We start from the raw sequence: 19,984 nt of genomic DNA, 5'->3' as shown, positions 1-19,984 counted from the left end.
GCCGCCCCCTTACGGACCGTTGCTCACGCAACGTTAAAAATTTCTCTCGGAAATTTTTTATTCTTCACATCAAATTAAATTAACAATCAGAAGCGATAGCCTACACCAAACATAAAGGCCCACGGATCAAGTTTAGTATGGATACTTTGCTGATCGTTACCGGCTTTAAATTTCACATCAGTATCAATATCCATCCACCATACGGACATGTTTACTAGCCAATTCTTGTCCAGGTTGTAATCCAACCCTGCCTGCGCCGCAATACCCCAGGAATTTTTCAGGCTCAGATCGCTCAAACCCGCACCTTTCCCCGTATCATTGAATTTCTCATCGAAGAACATCGTATAGTTCAGACCAACGCCTAAATAAGGACGTAATTTATCTTGCGCATCGCCAAAATAGTACTGCGCTACCAGTGACGGTGGCAGGTGCTTAACTTCTGCAATCGTTCCCGTACCCGGTGTGCCAACTTTGTGTTTGAACGGCGTAGCGGCGAGCAACTCAACACCAATGTTGTCCGTCACCATGTAGCTGAAAGTCAGACCCAGTTGAGTATTGTTGCTAACCTGAAACTCCCCCAATCCCAGCACGTTGTCCGAGCTTTCAGCAGGACGCACAGTCGCCGTTCCCGCCCGAACAATAAAATCACCCGCTTGATGAGCCTGCGCAAATGCAGGCATGAGCGCCGCTGCCAACAATAAGAAAGATGTTTTTTTCATTACCCACTCCATTTATAGGGTTTAAATTTCGAGCAAAAGATACCCCTAAATGGGTATTATTGTTTTAAGCCAGATCACATCCTTTAAAGGTTTTACGTTCAGATTGAACCAAATCACTTATCACTAACCAATTAAAATTCATGAAATTGATTCAGATCAAAAACAGCATGACGAATAAATTACGTCATGAGTGATGAGGAAAATGGCGACGGCTACCCCTACCACATTGATCCTCAACGAAAGGAAAAACAGCATTGCATCGCCAACGGGGTGCCACAGCGCGAATTAACAGGTTACAATCGCGAGTTAAGTTCTTTCTGTCGATTTATCTTTTTCAAGGAGCCTTCATGCCTATCACGGCTAACACGTTGTACCGTGACACGATGAATTTTACCCGTAACCAGTTCATCAGCATCTTAATGATGTCACTGTTGACGGCATTCATTACTGTCATACTGAATCATGCGCTATCGCCTTCTGGAGACGAGTTACAGATTCTGAGCAGTTCCAGCAGCGATCTGTCATCTTCTGTCGAATCAGGCTTAATGGACTTGATTCAGCAGATGACGCCGGAACAACAAACCGTGTTACTGAAAATGTCGGCAGCCGGCACCTTTGCTGCGTTAGTAGGCAATGCGCTGCTGACGGGCGGGATTCTGATGCTGATTCAGTTGGTTTCTGACGGACACCGCACCAGTGCACTGCGTGCCATTGGCGCCTCTGCACCTTTTTTACTGCGTCTGCTTATCCTGATCCTGCTGTGCACCCTGCTCATCCAGCTTGGCATGATGCTTCTGGTCATTCCTGGCGTGCTGCTCGCTATTGCGCTGAGTTTGTCACCCATCATTGTCGTTACGGAAAAAAGCGGGATTTTCAATGCCATTAAAGTGAGTGCCAAACTGGCTTACGGTAACCTGCGTGCAACCGCACCTGCCATCGTGATGTGGCTACTGGCTAAAATCGCTATTTTGCTGATTGTGTCGAAGTTACCGATTTCCTCACCGACCGTGCTCGGCGTGGTTCTGAACGGCTTGGGCAACCTGATCTCCGCGATCCTGCTCATTTATCTGTTCCGCCTTTATATGCTGCTGCGTGCGTAATTACCGCTCCCGGCCTATGCCACACCTGTGGTGGTATAGGCTTCGCAATCCCTTGGCCGTTACCGACCCATTCGTAATTTTCTGCAAATTATTACAATATCTCGGGAATGGTGATCCACAATAAAGGATAATGGCATGCGCTATCGGGTAACTCTTGCGGGTTATGATTACGACACAGTTGAGTGATGGATTGACATAATGAAGCAACTTCTTGATTTTATACCGTTGGTCGTTTTTTTTGCGGCCTATAAACTTTATGACATCTATATTGCATCGGGTGCACTGATTGCGGCAACGGCGCTGTCACTCGCAGTCACCTGGATGATGTACCGTAAAATAGAGAAAATGACGCTGGTCACCTTTGCGATGGTCGTCGTTTTTGGTTCGCTAACGCTGGTATTCCATAATGATCTGTTTATTAAGTGGAAAGTGACCATCATCTACGCCTTGTTTGCCATTGCCCTGCTGGTTAGCCAGTTTGTCATGAAACAGACTCTGATTCAGAAGATGCTGGGTAAAGAGTTGACCTTACCGCAGCCTGTCTGGGGGAAACTGAATTTCGCCTGGGCCATGTTCTTTCTGGTGTGCGGATTGGTTAACATTTATATTGCTTTCTGGCTACCGCAAAGCGTGTGGGTAAATTTCAAAGTCTTTGGACTAACCGGTGTGACGCTGCTGTTTACGCTGGTTTGTGGCGTCTATATTTATCGCCACTTACCTAACGACCACGAGAAATCAGAAGAAGAAAAAAGCGAGCAACCGTAGTCGCTAAACCGAGGCATACACAATGAGCACACAAAACGTGTTACCACAGGGTGAACTGGTTCTCCGTACGCTGGCAATGCCAGCTGATACCAATGCGAACGGGGATATTTTTGGCGGCTGGTTGATGTCACAAATGGACATCGGCGGTGCCATTCTGGCGAAAGAAATCGCCGAAGGGCGTGTCGTTACTGTACGGGTTGATGGGATGTCGTTCCTCAAACCGGTTGCCGTCGGCGATGTGGTTTGCTGTTATGCGCGTTGCTTACGCACTGGCCGTAGTTCTATCAATGTCAACGTTGAAGTCTGGGTAAAAAAAGTCTCGTCTGAGCCGATTGGTCAGCGCTACCGGGCCACCGAAGCGTTATTCACTTACGTCGCCGTTGATGAAGAAGGGCATCCACGTGAACTGCCAGCGGGTAAAAGCAACTTCACGCCAAGCGAGTAATATCAGGCTGAGCGCTTGCTGAATCGGCACGATTTCACCCGTTCTATAACGAAAGCGGGGCATCATCTATCAAAGACGATGCCCCGTTTCTTTTTATGTATTGCCGGGTATTATTCGACCGCCGCCCCGCCATCAATTTTAAACACGATAGTCACAACCAGATCTTTACCTGGCTTGCTCGCTTCGTAACGCCATTTACGCATCGCCTGTTTGATGTCACGCTCGAACATATTGCGCGGCTCAGCAGAAAGTACCCGAACGTTGTCAACGCGCCCAGATTCATCCACATCAAACTGCATTTTCACTCGACCTTCAACGCGTAACGAGAACGCACGGGCTGGATACTGTGGCTGCGCGCGGCTCAGCGGACGTGGTCCACTCGACTGTGAACTTGCTGCTGGTGCAGGTGCCTGTTTCACTGGCGCATTATTGACATTGCGCGTCGGCTCTTCGCTGGTAAACGGCGAAGGCGGCTGTTTTTCAACGGTTGGTTCACGCTTAACCGGCTTCGGCTGCTCAACCTTCTTCACGGGCTTGGGCTCCGGTTTAGGTTTCGGCTTGGGTTTTGGTTCAGGTAACGGTATCGCGACTGGCTGCGGCACGGGTTCCGGTTCTGGAATCGGTTCCGGCTCAGGTTCTGGCTGCTTAATGGGCTCGGGTTCAGGGGCTGATTTGGCAGCAGGTGCCGCTTCGTAGGCCGCAGGATTCACCATCACAACGCTGATGGGTTTAGACTCCTGCGGTAATTCAATGGAATTATTAAACGAAGCGTACAGCAAACCTGCAATCAGTGAACCGTGAAAACCAACTGAAAGTATGAATGGCCATGAGTAACGACGGGTTAGAAAAAATTTTTTTTGCGGCATAGTCTGTCTTTATCCTCTTATGCCGCCCAAGTTTAAATGCAAATAGCAATCATATTCAATAACAACCCGTGGAATTGTAAAAAAAACAGAAATCGTGGGGGGATTACTCTGGCAAATCAACCTATTGTCCTCGAACAACATCACGTATGATGGTAGAAACACGTTTCTCTTACCGATAGTGTTTGGCCGTTGGGGAACCCTACCCGGAATCCCGAACGCGAGAATTTACCTTCCTACCTGTGAGGCCGCTATGCTCTATGTCATTTATGCTGAAGATAATGTTGATTCCCTAGCAAAACGCCTGTCGGTCAGGCCAGACCATCTTGCCCGTTTACAGGTATTACGCGATCAGGGTCGGCTGATTACTGCTGGCCCCTTACCCGCTATCGATAGCGACGATCCCGGCCAGGCTGGTTTTAGCGGTTCTGTCATTATCGCCGAATTCGCATCGCTGGATGAAGCTACGGCATGGGCCAATGCTGACCCTTACATCGCGGCTGGCGTCTACAAACACGTCAGCGTGAAACCCTACAAAAAGGTGTTTTAAGGGTTCAATTGATATAGGTCATGGTTGCACCAGAAAACCATGGCCCTTACCTCTCCGCTAAAAGCTGAAATATTTTAGTCATTTAACCGTGATAGTTTGACCGCTATTCATCTATAGAGGGTCAACAATCATGTTAATGCCTGCGGTTTTGCGAAACGGAATTGCTACTATCCGCCGCCGTCATCGCCTAAGTATTCTCTCCGGATTGTTATTGATCATTGGGCTATTTTCTTTACTGCAATTGGTTTCTATCGGCGTCATTTCTCAAACGATGACTCAAGTTAGACAGGATATTTCCGCAAACGAGAGTCTGCGCCAGCAACAAGCGGTAATGGATAAAGCACGGATGGAAGTGATGAATGCCAGCGACAAGCTCAACCGCGCGGGTATTTATCTGTTGGTAGATAAAGAAACAGGTTCTGAAGGCAGCTGGCATAGCCTGATGGATGAAGCGGAAGTCTCTCTAAAACAGGCACAAGCGCACTACCAATTACTGGGAACAGCCACGACGAATGAAGCAGACACGCCAGCCTTTGTCGATTTGAAAAAAAGTTACAACCAGCTTTATTCCGGGCTTGTCGAGCTGGCCGAGGGAATCAAAACCACCAATCAGATCGATATTTTCTTTGCTGTCCCGGTTCAGGCCTACCAAAGCGATTTTACTCAAAAGTATTCGCACTATCTGCAAGATACCGATGCACTACAAAAGCAGCATGGCCAACAATTCTTATCCTCTCTCGATCGTGCAAAAACCATTTTTATCACGGTGTTAGGCCTCTTATTGGCGATCGCAATCGCCGTGTGGGTTGGCGTTAATCGGGTCATTATTCGTCCGCTGACACAAATTATTACCCATTTAAAACGGATCGCCGCAGGCGATCTATCTCACTCGGTCAACACAGAAACCCACGGTACACGCGAAGTTGAACAGCTCAATACCAACGTCATTCAAATGCAGGAAGGTCTGGTTACATTGGTCAATCAAGTTCGTCAGGGCGTTGACCACATGGTGACACAAGTCGATCGCGTCGCTGCGGATAACCAACAGCTTTCCGAACAGGCGAATCGCCAATCACGAGAACTTAAAGCCACAACTGAACACATTATTCAGCTCAGCCAACATCTGGAACAAAATACCCTGCATACCCAACAGGCTAATTTGCATGCGGAAGACACCAGTAAAATTGCCACACAGGGTGAAACGATGATGAATGACGTCAAAGCGGCGATGTCAGATATCGCAGGCAGAACGCGAGAAATGACGGAAGCTATTGGGATGATTGAGAACGTAGCATTCCAGACGCACATTTTGTCGTTGAACGCAGCGATTGAAGCCGCGCGGGCTGGGGCAATGGGACGCGGGTTCGCCGTTGTCGCACGAGAGGTCGGCACGTTGGCTTCGCAAAGCAGCCACTCTGCACAGAACATTAATGTGCTGATCCGTGATTCAGATAACAGCGTAACCGCAGGAACGCGGCTGGTAAACAAGCTGAATGACAGCCTACAGAACATCATCCAAACGGCGAAAGGAACGGGCACGTTTCTGAGCGAGATCTCGGAAATATCACATCAGCAAAATGAAAGCATTCATGAAGTGACTGCCCGACTCAGCACGCTGAACGATACCGTCAGAGAAAATGCGGGTCAGGTTGAAGCCTCCGCACACACCTTCACCTCACTGTTGGCGCAAACGGAACGTCTCAGTACCTCGGTATCGTTGTTTATCCTTCCCTCGACAGAACATGACGTTAATTCGATGATTGACCAGAGAGAAATGGCTCAGCGCATTCCAATGATGGGATAAACCCGATGACGGAATAAACCGGTGCCTTGATAGCAACATGCCGTGATAAAAAATAGCGACCATGCTTCGGGTCGCTATTTTTCTCACTGACTTACCACTCGTAAGCTACCGCATAGAGTAATGCCCGCCGTTGGTGCTTCTGCTGCAAATAACGAGCAGAGCGAATATGGCGGTAAGTACGCGATTGCGCTTCCAACCAACGGCCTCTTCTACGCTGGACCTGACGTAACATCCGCCAACGGCCCACTTCATTCCGACTGCGTTTCATGATGCGACTCTTGTTAATCCACTCGCGTTGGGCATTATACCCCCCTGCTGCGTGACAACAATCAGTGAATCGCCCTCTCTGCCATTCTCTTTTTTATCCCCTAAATAATTCGAGTGCGGGACAAAACGTTAGCGCTTTGAACAACGTGAAGCGTTGTCCCACAGGGCGAGTACCGAGTATCGCAGCCAACGTACATGCAGCTTGAAGTATGACGGTGAGATTCAGAGGAAAGGCATTTCCCCTTTTATAGATCTATGCGTACACTTTGTTAATTCTTTGCAGAAGGGAACTGTGCTGCTTTTATGTCGACATTTTATACCGTAATAAGTTGGTTACTGGTTTTTAGCTACTGGTTGCTGATCGCGGGTGTGACCTTGCGTATTCTGATGAAACGCCGGGCTGTGCCTTCAGCGATGGCTTGGCTGCTGGTGATTTATATTCTGCCACTTGTCGGTATTGTCGCTTATCTTTCGTTTGGCGAACTCCACCTCGGCAAACGTCGAGCTGAACGTGCCAGTAAAATGTGGCCATCTACAGCTAAATGGCTGCGCGAATTAAAGGAATACCGCCGTATTTTCGCAACGGAAAACAGCGAAGTCGCTAGCGCGCTATTCCAGCTTTGTGAACGTCGGCAAGGGGTGGGTGGCGTCAAAGGCAACCAGTTGCAGTTGATGACTACGTTTGATGACACCATTAAGGCGCTATTACGTGATATTGAACTTGCACGTAACAACATTGAGATGGTGTTTTATATCTGGCAATCCGGTGGACTGGTCGAGCAAGTTACCTCTTCCCTGATTGCGGCTGCACGACGCGGAGTACATTGCCGTATTCTGCTGGACTCGGCTGGCAGCGTCCAATTTTTCCGCCAGCATCACCCCGAACTTATGCGTACCGCCGGAATAGACGTGGTCGAAGCCCTGAAAGTGAATCTATTCCGTGCTTTCCTGCGCCGTATGGATTTGCGACAGCATCGTAAAATTATCCTGATCGACAACCGGATTGCCTATACCGGTAGTATGAATATGGTCGATCCTCGCTTATTTAAGCAGGATGCAGGCGTTGGGCAATGGATTGATCTGATGGCGCGTATTGAAGGCCCAGTAGCAACCACGCTGGGCATTATTTACTGCTGTGACTGGGAAATGGAAACGGGTAAACGCCTGCTTCCGCCGCCGCCAGATGTTAACGTTATGCCGTTCGAGCAGGAGAGCGGCCACACCATTCAGGTTATTGCTTCAGGCCCTGGCTACCCTGAAGAAATGATTCATCAGGCGCTGCTGACATCCGTGTATTCGGCACGTAAGCAGTTGATCATGACAACCCCCTATTTTGTCCCCAGCGATGACCTGCTACATGCCATTTGTACCGCCGCCCAGCGCGGGGTCGATGTCAGTATTATTGTGCCACACAAAAACGACTCCGTACTGGTCGGCTGGGCCAGCCGTGCGTTCTTCACGGAACTGCTGGCCGCAGGCGTAAAAATTTATCAATTCAAGGACGGACTGCTGCACACCAAAAGCGTGCTGGTCGACGGGCAGCTTAGCCTGGTTGGCACAGTAAATCTCGATATGCGCAGCCTGTGGCTAAATTTTGAAATTACGCTGGTGATCGATGATGCGGGGTTCGGCAGTGATTTAGCCTGCGTGCAGGAAGATTATATTGCCCGCTCACGCCTGTTAAACGCAGCGCAGTGGCAAAATCGTCCTTACTGGCAACGCATCGTCGAGCGGTTGTTCTACTTTTTCAGCCCCCTGCTATAAATACGCGTTTTCCCGTGTTCTAATAAGGCTATTGGGAATTAACAGGAATCGCTTTATGGATTTAAATAATCGCCTGACCGAAGACGAAGCATTGGAACAGGCCTACGATATCTTCTTAGAACTGGCGGCGGACAACCTCGATCCGGCAGATATTTTGCTTTTCAACCTGCAATTCGAAGAGCGCGGCGGTGCTGAATTATTTGACCCCGCTGAAGACTGGGCTGAGCACGTTGATTTCGACCTGAATCCTGATTTCTTTGCCGAAGTCGTGATTGGGCTGGCAGAACAAGACGGTGAAGAAATTACTGATATTTTTGCCCGCGTGCTGATTTGCCGGGAAAAAGATCACAAACTTTGCCACATTTTGTGGAAAGAATAATTCGTTTCGCCTCAATGCAAAGCGTCTGAAAACGCGGGTAATTCTATTTACGAAAAGAAAACGGTGATAATGGAATAGAAGAGTAAAGCGTCCGCGACAGGGATGTCGCGGCTCGAGCGTACAGGGATGTATTCACAGCGTCTTTACGATCTATCCATTATCAACGCTCAACGTACATTGTCAGCAATGCAAGGCGTCTCCCGCAGGAGACGCCTTTTTTACATCGGTAACCGATAAAACGGGTTACTGCGCTTCTGCTTCCGGTAACAACGCCTGCGGATCGACCTTCAGACACGAGACGGCGTGCGCAAAACTCCCTTCCAGTAATGGACGGGTTTTCGAGCACTCAGGGCCGACAACCGGACAACGGGTGCAAAACACGCAACCGGATGGCGGATTGATCGGTGAAGGCAAATCCCCTTCCAGTAGCTGTATCTTCTTGTTACGTTCCTGATCGGGATCGGGAATCGGCACCGCGGACATCAGTGCGCGGGTATAGGGATGCTGCGGGTTTTGATAGACTTGATCGTAGGTTCCCAGCTCTACTGCATGACCCAGATACATCACTAATACGCGGTCAGAAATGTGTTTCACTACCGATAAGTCATGAGCGATGAAAATCAGCGACAGGCGCATTTCACGCTGTAACTGGCGCAGCAGGTTAACCACCTGTGCCTGAATCGATACGTCCAGTGCAGAAACCGGTTCATCACAGATAATCAACTTCGGCTCCAGAATCAGCGCGCGGGCGATACCAATACGCTGACACTGCCCACCAGAGAATTCATGTGGATAACGGTTGATCAGGCTAGGCAGCAGCCCAACCTTCAGCATCATCGCTTTCACACGATCTTTTACCGCCTGCCGATCAAGCTCTGGATGATAAACTTTCAACGGCTCGGCAATAATTTCACCAATGTTCATACGCGGATTCAGCGACGCCAACGGGTCCTGAAATATCATCTGAATATCGCTACGTGCCGCTCGCCATTGATCGGCGCTCATGCCCAGCAGGTCTTTCCCCAACCAGGTGACGCGTCCGTCAGTCGCTTTTACCAGCCCGATAATGGCACGCGCCAGCGTAGATTTACCGCAGCCAGATTCCCCTACCACGCCCAGCGTTTCACCTTCATATAAGCGCAGCGTTACGCCATCGACCGCTTTCAGTTTTTTCGGCGGCTGCCAGAACCACTGTTTATCATCTCTGACATCAAAGTGAACTTTCAGATCGTCCACTTCTAACAACACCTTTTTTTCGTCCGCGTTGTTCATACCACCTCCTCAATCGCTCTAAAGCAGGCGCGCAAGCGGCCATCACCAAAAGATTCCAGTGCAGGTGCACTGTGGCAGACATCCATTGAATACGGGCAGCGTGGCTGGAACGGACACCCTTTCGGCAAACGTAATAAGTTAGGCGGATTACCTGGAATGGTCGCCAGCACCTCATCTTCCGCATCCAGGCGCGGCACGGCGTTGAGCAGGCCGACGGAATACGGATGGCTCGGATGATAAAAGACATCGCGTGCGACACCATATTCCATGGTGCGTCCCGCGTACATGACCAGCACTTTGTCACAAATGCCCGCGACGACACCCAGGTCATGGGTGATCATGATGATGGCAGTATTAAATTCACGCTTCAGCTCGTTCAACAACGTCATTATCTGCGCCTGAACCGTCACATCCAATGCCGTTGTCGGTTCATCGGCAATCAACAATTTCGGACGACACAGCAGTGCCATCGCGATCATTACGCGTTGACGCATCCCACCGGAAAACTCATGCGGATACATTTTCATCCGCTTACGCGCTTCCGGCATTTTGACCGCATCCAGCATTTTGACCGACTCTTCAAACGCTTCACTTTTGCTCAGGCGTTTGTGCAACATCAACACTTCCATCAGTTGTTCACCGACGCGCATGTAAGGGTTCAGTGACGTCATCGGGTCCTGGAAAATCATACTGATTTCTTCAGCACGCAGTTTATTCAGCTGGTTTTCAGGTAAATTGAGAATCTCTTTGCCACGAAAACGCGCCGAACCACCAATGCGACCATTGCGAGCCAGCAATCCCATCAGCGCAAATGCCGTCTGCGATTTACCCGAACCTGATTCACCGACAATCCCCAGTGTTTCACCGGCATTGAGCGTGAAATTCAAGTCGTTAACCGCCGTCACGTCCCCATCTTGCGTCTTGAACGTTACCCGCAGATCCTGAACATGTAGCAGCGCGTCGTGCGCACCCGTTAACTCAATTTTGCTCATGTTGATGCTCCTCAGCGATCTTTCGGGTCGAGGGCATCACGCAGGCCATCGCCGATAAAGTTAAAACAAAACAGCGTGACAACCAGAAACGCCGCCGGATAGAACAGTAACCACGGCGACACTTCCATTGAGTTCGCACCATCATTCAGCAAGGCACCCCAACTGCTTAACGGCTCTTGCGTTCCCAGACCGAGGAAGCTCAGGAAGGATTCGAACAGAATCATGCTTGGTACGAGCAGAGAGGCGTAAACCACCACCACACCGAGCACATTAGGAACAATGTGACGTAAAACGATGCCGCGCGTGGAGACGCCAGAAACCATTGCCGCTTCAATGAACTCTTTACGTTTCAGACTCAGCGTCTGGCCGCGCACGATACGCGCCATGTCCAGCCAGGACACCATACCGATAGCCACGAAAATTAGCAGCATGTTCTGCCCAAAGAACGTGACCAGCAGAATAACGAAGAACATGAATGGGAATGAGTTGAGGATCTCAAGCAGACGCATCATCACCGAGTCCACTTTCCCCCCCAGATAACCGGACATCGCACCATACAGCGTCCCGACGATCACAGCGACCAGCGCGGCAGCCACGCCGACCATCAGCGAAACGCGGCCACCGATGGCAACGCGGACCAGCAGATCGCGGCCTGAAGAATCCGTGCCGAAATAGTGTCCAGACGTCATATCCGGTGCGGCTGACATCATTCCCCAATCTGTATCAGCGTAGTCAAATGCAGACAGCATCGGCGCAAACACCACGAAAAGGGTAATCACAGCCAGAACAAACAGACTAGCCAGCGCCGCGCGATTATGGATAAAACGCAGGCGCGCATCTTGCCACAGGCTGCGCCCTTCAATCTCAGACTGCTCGGTGAAGTTCTCTAACGCTTCAACGTTTTTTCGATTCCAAAACATAGCGCCCCCAATTAATAGCGAATTTTCGGATCGATAACAGCGTAGAGCACGTCAATGATCGCATTAAATAAAATGGTTAAGCCGCCGACTAAAATCGTCAGGCTCAATACCAGTGAGTAATCGCGGTTCAGCGCACCATTCACAAACAGTTGCCCGATACCGGGTAAGCCAAAGATGGTTTCGATCACCATTGAGCCAGTAATAATCCCAACAAACGCTGGCCCCATATAGGAAAGTACCGGCAGTAATGCGGGCTTTAACGCATGGCGCAGGACAATACGACGCATCGGCAGCCCCTTGGCGCGTGCCGTGCGGATAAAGTTAGAGTGTAAGACCTCGATCATCGAACCTCGGGTGATACGCGCGATGCTAGCGATATAAGACAAAGACAGCGCCACCATCGGTAAAATGATGTATTTCGGTGCCCCGCCGTTCCAGCCACCGCCAGGCAACCAACGTAGCGTAATAGCGAAAATCAGCACCAGCAGCGGTGCGACGACAAAGCTGGGAATAACCACCCCCGTCATGGCAAAGCCCATCACGGTATAGTCCCATTTCGTATTTTGATTCAGTGCAGCGATCACACCCGCACTCACACCAAAAACAATGGCAAGAATGAATGCGGCGAACCCTAATTTTGCAGAAACCGGGAAAGACGTCGCGACCAGATCGTTCACGGAATAATCTTTGTATTTAAAAGAAGGACCAAAATCACCCTGCACCAATTGCAGTAAATAGTTACCGTACTGCGTCAGTATGGGATCGTTCAGATGATATTTGGCCTCAATATTCGCCATCACTTCCGGTGGTAAATTACGCTCACCGGTAAAAGGGCTGCCAGGTGCCAATCGCATCATGAAGAATGAGATGGTGATCAGGATAAATAGTGTTGGGATCGCCTCTAAACAGCGGCGAAGGATAAATTTTAACATTGCTCGTACCTATAAAAGGCTGGCGACATCGTTGCGTGCCGCCAGCCATTATTATTAGTGCTTGATGATATAAAGATCTTTCACGTAGACATTATCCTGGGGATCTTTGCCTGTTAAGCCCCCAACATACGTCTTCACCAAACGGGTATTCGCATAGTAATAGACGGGTATGGTAACCGCGTCTTTATTCAGCAGAGCTTCAGCCTGCTGGTAAACGTCTGCACGTTCCTCATCGGTTTTCACCTGCAAGGACTTCGCAACCAGTGCATCAAACTCTTTGCTCTTATAGTGCGAGGTGTTACTGCTGCTATCTGACAGCATGCTGTTGAGGAACGTTGACGGTTCGTTGTAGTCCGCACACCATCCACCACGGGCGAGATCGTAGTTACCTTGATGGCGACTGCTCAGATAGGTTTTCCATTCCTGATTTTCCAGCTTAACGTCTACGCCGATATTCTGTTTCCAGATAGAGGCCGCAGCGATAGCCATTTTCTTATGCAAATCGGATGTGTTGTACAGCAGGCTCAGCGTTAACGGTTTGTCTGCGGTATAACCGGCTTCTGCCAGCAGTTTCTTCGCTTCTGCGTTACGCTTTTCTTGTGGCCAGGTGAACCACTCAGGGGTCTGAGCGTTGAAACCATCAATATACGGCGGTACAAAACCATAGGCTGGAATATCACCCTGATTTTTCACTTTATTGGTCAGAATATCCTGACTTATGCCCATGCGCAGCGCATTACGCACCCGAACGTCGTTAAACGGCGGCTTTTGGTTATTAATTTCGTAATAATAAGTGCACAGGTATGGGTTAACCTTCACTTCATCGGGGATCTCTTTCTTTAACTTTTGAAAGAGTTCAATCGGCAACTGATTGTATGTCATATCAATTTCACCGCTGCGGTAGCGGTTCACGTCAGTCACTTCCGAAGAAATAGGCAGGTAAGTCACCTGATTAATCACAGTATGCGCGTTATCCCAGTATTGCGGGTTACGCTCCAGTACCAATTTTTCGTTCACAACCCAACTTTTCAGCTTGTAGGCGCCATTACCGACCCAGTTTTGTGGCTGCGTCCACTTATCTCCAAATTTCTCAAGCGCCGCTTTATTGACAGGCGACATGGCCGCGTAAACAGGCAGCTTATAGAAGTAAGGGACGGCTTCGGAAAGCGTGACCTCCAACGTATGATCGTCGACCGCTTTCACACCCAGCGTATCTGGAGATTTTTTGCCGGCGATGATGTCATCGATATTCAGCAGATGACCATATTGCAGGTAGCTGGCGTAAGGCGATGCCGTCTTGGGATCGGCTAGGCGCTGCCAGCTGTAGACGAAGTCTTGCGCGGTAACCGGCTCACCATTTGACCATTTGGCATCTTTGCGCAGGTGGAATGTCCACACTTTAAACTCTTTGTTATCCCAGCTTTCCGCTACGCCAGGGCTGGTTTTGCCGTTAACATCAGAAATGACCAGCCCTTCCAGCAGATCGCGCGACACGTTAGATTCGGGTACGCCTTCGATTTTATGCGGATCGAGGGAGGATACTTCCGCACCGTTGTTACGAACCAACTCCTGTTTTTCTGCTAACTGAACGCCTGCGGGAACGGTCGCGGCAAAGGCAGAAACAGCCATCGTACTACTCAATGCCGCAATAATAGCGGCCGCTATTCTTTTTTTAGTTGTGATGTGTGTCATTATTTTCTCCTGTAATGTTTCCGTGTTAGTGATACCTGCACGGTTCCTGAGTTAGCGCCCTGTGAGAAAAACGATTAATCGATTCACCCCACACCCATTCCCACATAGTAGGAATGGGTAAGCATAGAGTAAACACCAAATTAATCGCTGCTCGCTCAATTCATTTGCATCAAACCGTAAACAGCAGCGGATTAATGCTTAATGATATAGAGATCTTTCACCCGAATGTTATCCAACGGGTCTTTACCGGTAATACCACCGACATAAGGTTTGACCAGTCGGGAATTGGCGTAGTAATAGACTGGCACGATCGCCGCATCTTCATCTAGCTGAGATTCCGCCTGCTGGTAAATCTGCGCACGTTCCTCATCCGTTTTTGCCTGAACAGCCTGCACCATCAGCTTGTCGAACACCGCGCTTTTATAATGCGCCGTATTGTTGCTGCTGTCTGACAACATGCTATTCAAGAACGAGGTGGGCTCGTTATAGTCTGCACACCATCCAGCACGAGCAACATCATAATCCCCTTGATGACGCGTGCTGAGATAGGTTTTCCACTCCTGATTCTCCAGCTTCGCGTTAACGCCCAGATTCTGTTTCCAGACCGAGGCTGCCGCAATGGCCAGCTTTTTATGTAAATCTGACGAGTTATAGAGCAAATTAAACGTCAGCGGTTTCTCTGCGGTATAACCCGCTTCCGCCAACAGCTTTTTCGCTTCTTCATTACGTTTCGCCTGTGGCCAGGTAAACCATTCTGGGGTATGTGCTTTCAGTCCGTCGGTAAAAGGAGGGATATAGCCATAGGCAGGAATGTCGCCCTGATTTTTAACTTTATTGGTCAATATGTCTTGATCGAGCCCCATGCGCAGCGCCGTACGTACCCGTACATCATTAAATGGCGGTTTCTGGTTATTGATTTCGTAATAATACGTGCAGAGATAGGGATTGATGTTAACTTCTTGTGGGATTTCTTTTTTTAGCTTCTGGAATAGTTCGATCGGTAATTTATTATTGGTGACATCAATTTCACCCGCGCGGTAACGGTTAACATCCGTCACTTCAGAGGCAATCGGCAGATAGGTGACCTGATTAATCACGGTTTTGGCGTTATCCCAATATTGGGTATTACGCTCCAGCACCAACCGCTCATTTACGACCCAGGACTTAAGACGATAAGCACCATTCCCCACCCAATTTTCCGGCTGAGTCCATTTATCACCAAATTTCTCCACCACCGTTTTATTCACCGGAGACAAGGAGGAGTGATTCAGTAATTTATAGAAGTAAGGAATCGGCTCACTTAACGTCACTTCCAGCGTATGCTCGTCGAGTGCTTTTACACCCAGCGTATCAGGCGATTTTTTACTGGCAATAATGTCATCAATATTCAACAGATGGCCATATTGCAAATAGCTGGCGTAAGGGGATACCGTTTTTGGATCGGCCAGACGCTGCCAGCTATAAACAAAATCCTGGGCGGTAATGGGGTCGCCATTTGACCACTTGGCATTTTTACGTAAATGGAACGTCCAGACTTTAAAATCGCTGCTTTCCCAGCGCTCAGCCACACCAGGAATCGGGTGTCCGTCCGGGTCGGAAATCACCAACCCTTCATAGAGATCGCGCGCAACGTTGGATTCCGGTACGCCTTCTATTTTGTGAGGGTCCAGCGATGACACTTCAGCACCGTTGTTCCTCACCAGAACCTGTTCTTTCGCCAATTCAACACCGGCGGGTACATTAGCAGCCTGAACATTCACGCATGACGCCATCACTGCTGCGGCAATCATACTGGTAACAAAGTATCGTTTTGTTTTGCGAGTTTTCACTTTATAACGCCCCTGTCTTGATACAACGCCATACCGGACTCTATGCCTAAAGATCGCCATCACATAGAGCAGAAAAGATCGCCCATTATCCAAATAAATCATAAGATTATTTTATGAGTATATAACGAATAACAGGTCGACACTCGAAGCTATCAAAAGCAGACACATTCGCCAATATTTTTACATTGATGTTGCTTAATTTTCTTCACCACAGCCCGATATAATTTTCATTACAACACGGTGATACAATAATTAACCCCATGATAATCAATGTTTTTTATGCTTTACTTCAAGTAATTTTTAAATATTCAGCAATTTATAGATTTTGAGCAAAAAAACATCGTAGTGGATTTCATCATTTTCACAGCACAAAAATGATGATGAGTGCTTACCTGTCCGCGTCATTATCTGACCAAAATGTTATTATTTTAACAATTTCATTACTACCGTAGCTCGCCACTGTCACTCCCTTCCGCTGCTATAGGCAGCATGCAAAAATAACGCATTCGATTAAGATATAAGCGCTATTTATACGAACATGTTTTATACGAATGGGTAGTACCCCGCATTGACGCTAACGCCCCCCAGCCACTCCATTTTAGGTAGGGAAATCTCTGCCTCTTCTTTATTAATGATAGTCATTATCAATACCATTATGCTGAATGGTGTCAGCTTAAAGAAATTACGATATTGATCACAAAAAATGCACCCATAAATAGGTATGCTCATCTTATGCCGTGATGAATGCGCAAATAATCTTAATTTTTACGCATTTTCAAAACAATATTTCAAAAATTCACGTTATCGACGGTTACAGTATTTTAAAAAGCGGCGATCGCGCCACAACAGTAGCTAACAAGCTCTTTGAGTCAATTGATGCAAAATAGGCAGGAAAGAATAACCAGGTAACGGAAACGCCTCCTTCTCGTTTATCTATACTGTTCTATTCGGCGAACAATTGACTGAAAGAGTTTAACATTTATCAGGAGAGCATTATGGCCGTAACCAACGTTGCTGAACTTAACGCATTGGTCGAAAGAGTAAGAAAGGCACAGCAGGAATTTGCCACTTACACTCAGGAACAAGTCGACAAGATCTTCCGCGCTGCCGCACTCGCTGCATCGGATGCCCGTATCCCGCTGGCAAAAATGGCAGTTGCCGAATCGGGCATGGGGATTGTGGAAGATAAAGTCATCAAAAACCATTTCGCATCCGAGTACATTTATAACGCCTATCAGGATGAAAAAACCTGCGGCGTCCTCTCTACTGACGACACTTTCGGTACGATTACCATTGCAGAGCCTATCGGCCTGATTTGCGGTATTGTTCCCACCACCAACCCCACTTCTACCGCAATATTTAAAGCGTTGATCAGCCTGAAGACCCGTAACGGGATTATCTTCTCTCCTCATCCACGCGCAAAAAACGCAACCAACAAAGCCGCAGACATCGTTCTGCAAGCAGCAATTGCCGCAGGTGCTCCGAAAGATATCATCGGCTGGATCGATCAGCCTTCTGTCGAGCTGTCCAACCAGCTTATGCACCACCCCGATATCAACCTGATTCTGGCGACTGGCGGCCCGGGCATGGTGAAAGCCGCATACAGCTCCGGTAAACCAGCAATCGGCGTAGGTGCCGGTAACACCCCCGTTGTCGTTGACGAAACCGCGGATATCAAGCGGGCCGTCGCCTCTATTCTGATGTCGAAAACCTTCGATAACGGCGTCATTTGTGCGTCAGAGCAGTCAGTCATCGTGGTAGACAGCGTCTATGATGCCGTGCGTGAACGTTTTGCTACCCACGGCGGCTACATGCTGAAAGGCAAAGAACTCCATGCTGTACAAGGTATTCTGCTGAAAAACGGTTCACTGAATGCCGATATTGTGGGCCAACCTGCGCCGAAAATCGCAGAGATGGCGGGTATCACCGTCCCTGCTAACACCAAAGTGCTGATCGGTGAAGTGACGGCCGTTGATGAATCTGAACCGTTTGCCCATGAAAAACTGTCGCCAACGCTGGCGATGTACCGTGCGAAAGACTTCAACGACGCCGTCATTAAAGCGGAAAAACTGGTCGCAATGGGTGGCATCGGTCACACATCTTGCCTGTATACCGATCAGGACAATCAGCCAGAACGCGTGAATCATTTCGGTAATATGATGAAAACGGCGCGTATCTTGATTAACACGCCGGCGTCTCAGGGCGGTATCGGCGATCTCTACAACTTCAAACTCGCTCCGTCTCTGACGCTGGGCTGTGGCTCTTGGGGCGGAAACTCCATCTCCGAAAACGTCGGTCCGAAGCATTTGATCAACAAGAAAACGGTAGCCAAGCGAGCAGAGAATATGTTGTGGCATAAACTTCCAAAATCTATTTATTTCCGCCGCGGCTCACTGCCAATCGCACTTGAAGAAGTCGCCTCCGATGGTGCAAAACGTGCATTTATCGTGACCGACCGTTTCCTGTTCAACAATGGTTATGTCGATCAGGTAACTTCTGTACTGAAACACCACGGACTGGAAACCGAAGTTTTCTTTGAGGTTGAAGCCGATCCGACACTGAGCATCGTGCGTAAAGGTGCGGAACAAATGCACTCCTTCAAGCCGGATGTCATTATCGCGCTGGGTGGCGGTTCGCCAATGGATGCCGCCAAGATCATGTGGGTAATGTATGAGCACCCTACGACACACTTTGAAGAGCTGGCACTGCGCTTTATGGATATCCGTAAACGTATCTACAAGTTCCCGAAAATGGGTGTTAAAGCCAAAATGGTGGCAATAACCACCACATCCGGCACGGGTTCCGAAGTTACGCCGTTTGCCGTGGTAACCGACGATGCAACCGGACAGAAGTACCCGTTAGCAGATTATGCCTTGACGCCAGACATGGCGATTGTTGACGCAAACCTGGTAATGAATATGCCGAAATCGCTGTGTGCGTTTGGCGGGCTCGATGCCGTGACGCACTCACTGGAAGCCTATGTTTCCGTGCTGGCAAACGAATATTCAGACGGACAGGCGTTACAAGCGCTGAAACTTCTGAAAGAGAACCTGCCAGACAGCTACCGTGACGGCGCGAAAAACCCGGTTGCCCGTGAGCGCGTGCACAACGCCGCGACGATTGCCGGTATCGCGTTTGCCAACGCCTTCCTCGGCGTCTGTCACTCAATGGCGCATAAGCTTGGTTCTGAGTTCCATATTCCACACGGTCTGGCTAACGCCCTACTGATCTCTAACGTGATTCGCTATAACGCGAATGACAACCCGACCAAACAGACGACATTCAGTCAGTATGACCGTCCGCAAGCACGCCGTCGTTACGCCGAAATCGCCGATCATCTGCGCCTGACTGCACCTGGCGATCGCACCGCGCAGAAAATCGAGAAATTGCTGAACTGGCTGGAAGAAATGAAGACTGAACTGGGAATCCCGACGTCCATCCGTGAAGCTGGCGTACAGGAAGCCGATTTCCTGGCCAAGGTCGATAAGCTGTCAGAAGATGCGTTTGACGATCAGTGTACTGGCGCTAACCCGCGCTATCCGTTGATTTCCGAATTGAAACAGATTCTGCTGGATACTTACTATGGTCGTAAGTTCTCTGAAGAGATAAAAACGGAAGAAGTTGAACCTGTAGCAAAAACTGCAAAAACCGGCAAGAAAGCCACACATTAACACGTCGGTGATTATTGACT

At 49.0% G+C, this 19,984-nt stretch carries 17 protein-coding genes; 8 read left to right on the top strand and 9 right to left on the bottom strand.

Features of this window, described 5'->3' with window-relative positions; translation table 11 throughout:
• Positions 1 to 86: 86 nt before the first annotated feature.
• Positions 87 to 719 carry an outer membrane protein OmpW gene (ompW, locus tag EDI29_RS03130; RefSeq protein WP_137739677.1) on the bottom strand — a complete coding sequence of 211 codons (633 nt, stop codon included), beginning with the start codon at positions 717 to 719 and terminating at the stop codon, positions 87 to 89.
• 347 nt (positions 720 to 1,066) lie between these two features.
• Here ompW and EDI29_RS03125 point away from each other — a divergent pair, with 347 nt between their 5' ends.
• The 3 genes from EDI29_RS03125 (at position 1,067) to yciA (ending at position 3,029) form a co-directional block, all read left to right on the top strand.
• Complete coding sequence (locus EDI29_RS03125) at positions 1,067 to 1,819, top strand: YciC family protein (protein ID WP_137739676.1); 753 nt, start codon at positions 1,067 to 1,069, stop codon at positions 1,817 to 1,819.
• A gap of 198 nt (positions 1,820 to 2,017) precedes the next feature.
• Entirely contained in the window at positions 2,018 to 2,584 is a 567-nt protein-coding gene (locus EDI29_RS03120) for a septation protein A (protein ID WP_137739675.1), read from the top strand.
• A 22-nt stretch (positions 2,585 to 2,606) separates the two neighbouring features.
• Positions 2,607 to 3,029: an acyl-CoA thioester hydrolase YciA gene (gene yciA, locus EDI29_RS03115; protein ID WP_010275288.1), complete on the top strand. Its 423-nt coding sequence runs from the start codon at positions 2,607 to 2,609 to the stop codon at positions 3,027 to 3,029.
• A gap of 110 nt (positions 3,030 to 3,139) precedes the next feature.
• Here the strand turns inward: yciA and tonB are convergent, their stop codons facing one another.
• Entirely contained in the window at positions 3,140 to 3,895 is a 756-nt protein-coding gene (gene tonB, locus EDI29_RS03110; RefSeq protein ID WP_137739674.1) for a TonB system transport protein TonB, read from the bottom strand.
• A 250-nt stretch (positions 3,896 to 4,145) separates the two neighbouring features.
• Between tonB and EDI29_RS03105 the strand changes: the two genes are divergently transcribed.
• Both EDI29_RS03105 and EDI29_RS03100 read left to right on the top strand, forming a co-directional pair.
• Positions 4,146 to 4,442, top strand: a complete 297-nt coding sequence (locus tag EDI29_RS03105; protein WP_137739673.1) for a YciI family protein — start codon at positions 4,146 to 4,148, stop codon at positions 4,440 to 4,442.
• Positions 4,443 to 4,572: 130 nt separating this feature from the next.
• Positions 4,573 to 6,246 carry a Tar ligand binding domain-containing protein gene (locus EDI29_RS03100; RefSeq protein ID WP_137739672.1) on the top strand — a complete coding sequence of 558 codons (1,674 nt, stop codon included), beginning with the start codon at positions 4,573 to 4,575 and terminating at the stop codon, positions 6,244 to 6,246.
• A gap of 91 nt (positions 6,247 to 6,337) precedes the next feature.
• Here EDI29_RS03100 and EDI29_RS03095 read toward each other — a convergent pair whose 3' ends face one another.
• Positions 6,338 to 6,514, bottom strand: a complete 177-nt coding sequence (locus EDI29_RS03095; protein WP_133169874.1) for a YciY family protein — start codon at positions 6,512 to 6,514, stop codon at positions 6,338 to 6,340.
• A gap of 302 nt (positions 6,515 to 6,816) precedes the next feature.
• On the opposite strand from EDI29_RS03095, the gene cls reads away from it, so the two are divergent.
• Entirely contained in the window at positions 6,817 to 8,277 is a 1,461-nt protein-coding gene (gene cls, locus EDI29_RS03090; RefSeq protein ID WP_137739671.1) for a cardiolipin synthase, read from the top strand.
• A 55-nt stretch (positions 8,278 to 8,332) separates the two neighbouring features.
• Positions 8,333 to 8,656, top strand: coding sequence for an HI1450 family dsDNA-mimic protein (locus tag EDI29_RS03085; protein ID WP_005968702.1), 324 nt, complete (start codon positions 8,333 to 8,335; stop codon positions 8,654 to 8,656).
• 243 nt (positions 8,657 to 8,899) lie between these two features.
• Here EDI29_RS03085 and oppF read toward each other — a convergent pair whose 3' ends face one another.
• The 6 genes from oppF to oppA (EDI29_RS03055) all read right to left on the bottom strand — a co-directional run bounded on the left by oppF (position 8,900) and on the right by oppA (EDI29_RS03055) (position 16,254).
• Positions 8,900 to 9,928 (bottom strand): murein tripeptide/oligopeptide ABC transporter ATP binding protein OppF, encoded by a 1,029-nt coding sequence (oppF, locus tag EDI29_RS03080; protein ID WP_137739670.1) that lies wholly within the window; start codon positions 9,926 to 9,928, stop codon positions 8,900 to 8,902.
• On the bottom strand, positions 9,925 to 10,920 hold the full coding sequence (gene oppD / locus EDI29_RS03075) for an ABC transporter ATP-binding protein (protein WP_107170413.1): 996 nt from the start codon (positions 10,918 to 10,920) through the stop codon (positions 9,925 to 9,927). Before oppD ends, oppF begins: the two co-directional genes overlap by 4 nt.
• Positions 10,921 to 10,931: 11 nt before the next feature.
• On the bottom strand, positions 10,932 to 11,840 hold the full coding sequence (oppC, locus tag EDI29_RS03070; RefSeq protein WP_137739669.1) for an oligopeptide ABC transporter permease OppC: 909 nt from the start codon (positions 11,838 to 11,840) through the stop codon (positions 10,932 to 10,934).
• An 11-nt stretch (positions 11,841 to 11,851) separates the two neighbouring features.
• Entirely contained in the window at positions 11,852 to 12,772 is a 921-nt protein-coding gene (gene oppB, locus EDI29_RS03065) for an oligopeptide ABC transporter permease OppB (RefSeq protein WP_005968711.1), read from the bottom strand.
• Between the two features lie 54 nt (positions 12,773 to 12,826).
• Entirely contained in the window at positions 12,827 to 14,464 is a 1,638-nt protein-coding gene (gene oppA, locus EDI29_RS03060; RefSeq protein WP_137739668.1) for an oligopeptide ABC transporter substrate-binding protein OppA, read from the bottom strand.
• Positions 14,465 to 14,655: 191 nt separating this feature from the next.
• Positions 14,656 to 16,254: an oligopeptide ABC transporter substrate-binding protein OppA gene (oppA, locus tag EDI29_RS03055; protein WP_137739929.1), complete on the bottom strand. Its 1,599-nt coding sequence runs from the start codon at positions 16,252 to 16,254 to the stop codon at positions 14,656 to 14,658.
• A gap of 1,034 nt (positions 16,255 to 17,288) precedes the next feature.
• On the opposite strand from oppA (EDI29_RS03055), the gene adhE reads away from it, so the two are divergent.
• Positions 17,289 to 19,964: a bifunctional acetaldehyde-CoA/alcohol dehydrogenase gene (gene adhE, locus EDI29_RS03050; protein ID WP_137739667.1), complete on the top strand. Its 2,676-nt coding sequence runs from the start codon at positions 17,289 to 17,291 to the stop codon at positions 19,962 to 19,964.
• The last annotated feature ends 20 nt before the right edge of the window (positions 19,965 to 19,984 follow it).

Source organism: Pectobacterium polonicum (assembly GCF_005497185.1).
Lineage (GTDB): Bacteria > Pseudomonadota > Gammaproteobacteria > Enterobacterales > Enterobacteriaceae > Pectobacterium > Pectobacterium polonicum.
This window is presented reverse-complemented; position numbering and strand designations above follow the sequence as displayed.

What these genes read in the sequence shown, in the direction of transcription:
- oppA (WP_137739929.1), bottom strand. Translation starts at nt 16,254, where the DNA reads ATGATTGCCGCAGCAGTGATGGCGTCATGCGTGAATGTTCAGGCTGCT.
- oppA (WP_137739668.1), bottom strand. Translation starts at nt 14,464, where the DNA reads ATGACACACATCACAACTAAAAAAAGAATAGCGGCCGCTATTATTGCG.
- EDI29_RS03105 (WP_137739673.1), top strand. Translation starts at nt 4,146, where the DNA reads ATGCTCTATGTCATTTATGCTGAAGATAATGTTGATTCCCTAGCAAAA.
- adhE (WP_137739667.1), top strand. Translation starts at nt 17,289, where the DNA reads ATGGCCGTAACCAACGTTGCTGAACTTAACGCATTGGTCGAAAGAGTA.
- EDI29_RS03095 (WP_133169874.1), bottom strand. Translation starts at nt 6,514, where the DNA reads ATGAAACGCAGTCGGAATGAAGTGGGCCGTTGGCGGATGTTACGTCAG.
- yciA (WP_010275288.1), top strand. Translation starts at nt 2,607, where the DNA reads ATGAGCACACAAAACGTGTTACCACAGGGTGAACTGGTTCTCCGTACG.
- EDI29_RS03125 (WP_137739676.1), top strand. Translation starts at nt 1,067, where the DNA reads ATGCCTATCACGGCTAACACGTTGTACCGTGACACGATGAATTTTACC.
- oppD (WP_107170413.1), bottom strand. Translation starts at nt 10,920, where the DNA reads ATGAGCAAAATTGAGTTAACGGGTGCGCACGACGCGCTGCTACATGTT.
- EDI29_RS03085 (WP_005968702.1), top strand. Translation starts at nt 8,333, where the DNA reads ATGGATTTAAATAATCGCCTGACCGAAGACGAAGCATTGGAACAGGCC.
- oppB (WP_005968711.1), bottom strand. Translation starts at nt 12,772, where the DNA reads ATGTTAAAATTTATCCTTCGCCGCTGTTTAGAGGCGATCCCAACACTA.
- EDI29_RS03120 (WP_137739675.1), top strand. Translation starts at nt 2,018, where the DNA reads ATGAAGCAACTTCTTGATTTTATACCGTTGGTCGTTTTTTTTGCGGCC.
- cls (WP_137739671.1), top strand. Translation starts at nt 6,817, where the DNA reads ATGTCGACATTTTATACCGTAATAAGTTGGTTACTGGTTTTTAGCTAC.
- ompW (WP_137739677.1), bottom strand. Translation starts at nt 719, where the DNA reads ATGAAAAAAACATCTTTCTTATTGTTGGCAGCGGCGCTCATGCCTGCA.
- oppF (WP_137739670.1), bottom strand. Translation starts at nt 9,928, where the DNA reads ATGAACAACGCGGACGAAAAAAAGGTGTTGTTAGAAGTGGACGATCTG.
- oppC (WP_137739669.1), bottom strand. Translation starts at nt 11,840, where the DNA reads ATGTTTTGGAATCGAAAAAACGTTGAAGCGTTAGAGAACTTCACCGAG.
- tonB (WP_137739674.1), bottom strand. Translation starts at nt 3,895, where the DNA reads ATGCCGCAAAAAAAATTTTTTCTAACCCGTCGTTACTCATGGCCATTC.
- EDI29_RS03100 (WP_137739672.1), top strand. Translation starts at nt 4,573, where the DNA reads ATGTTAATGCCTGCGGTTTTGCGAAACGGAATTGCTACTATCCGCCGC.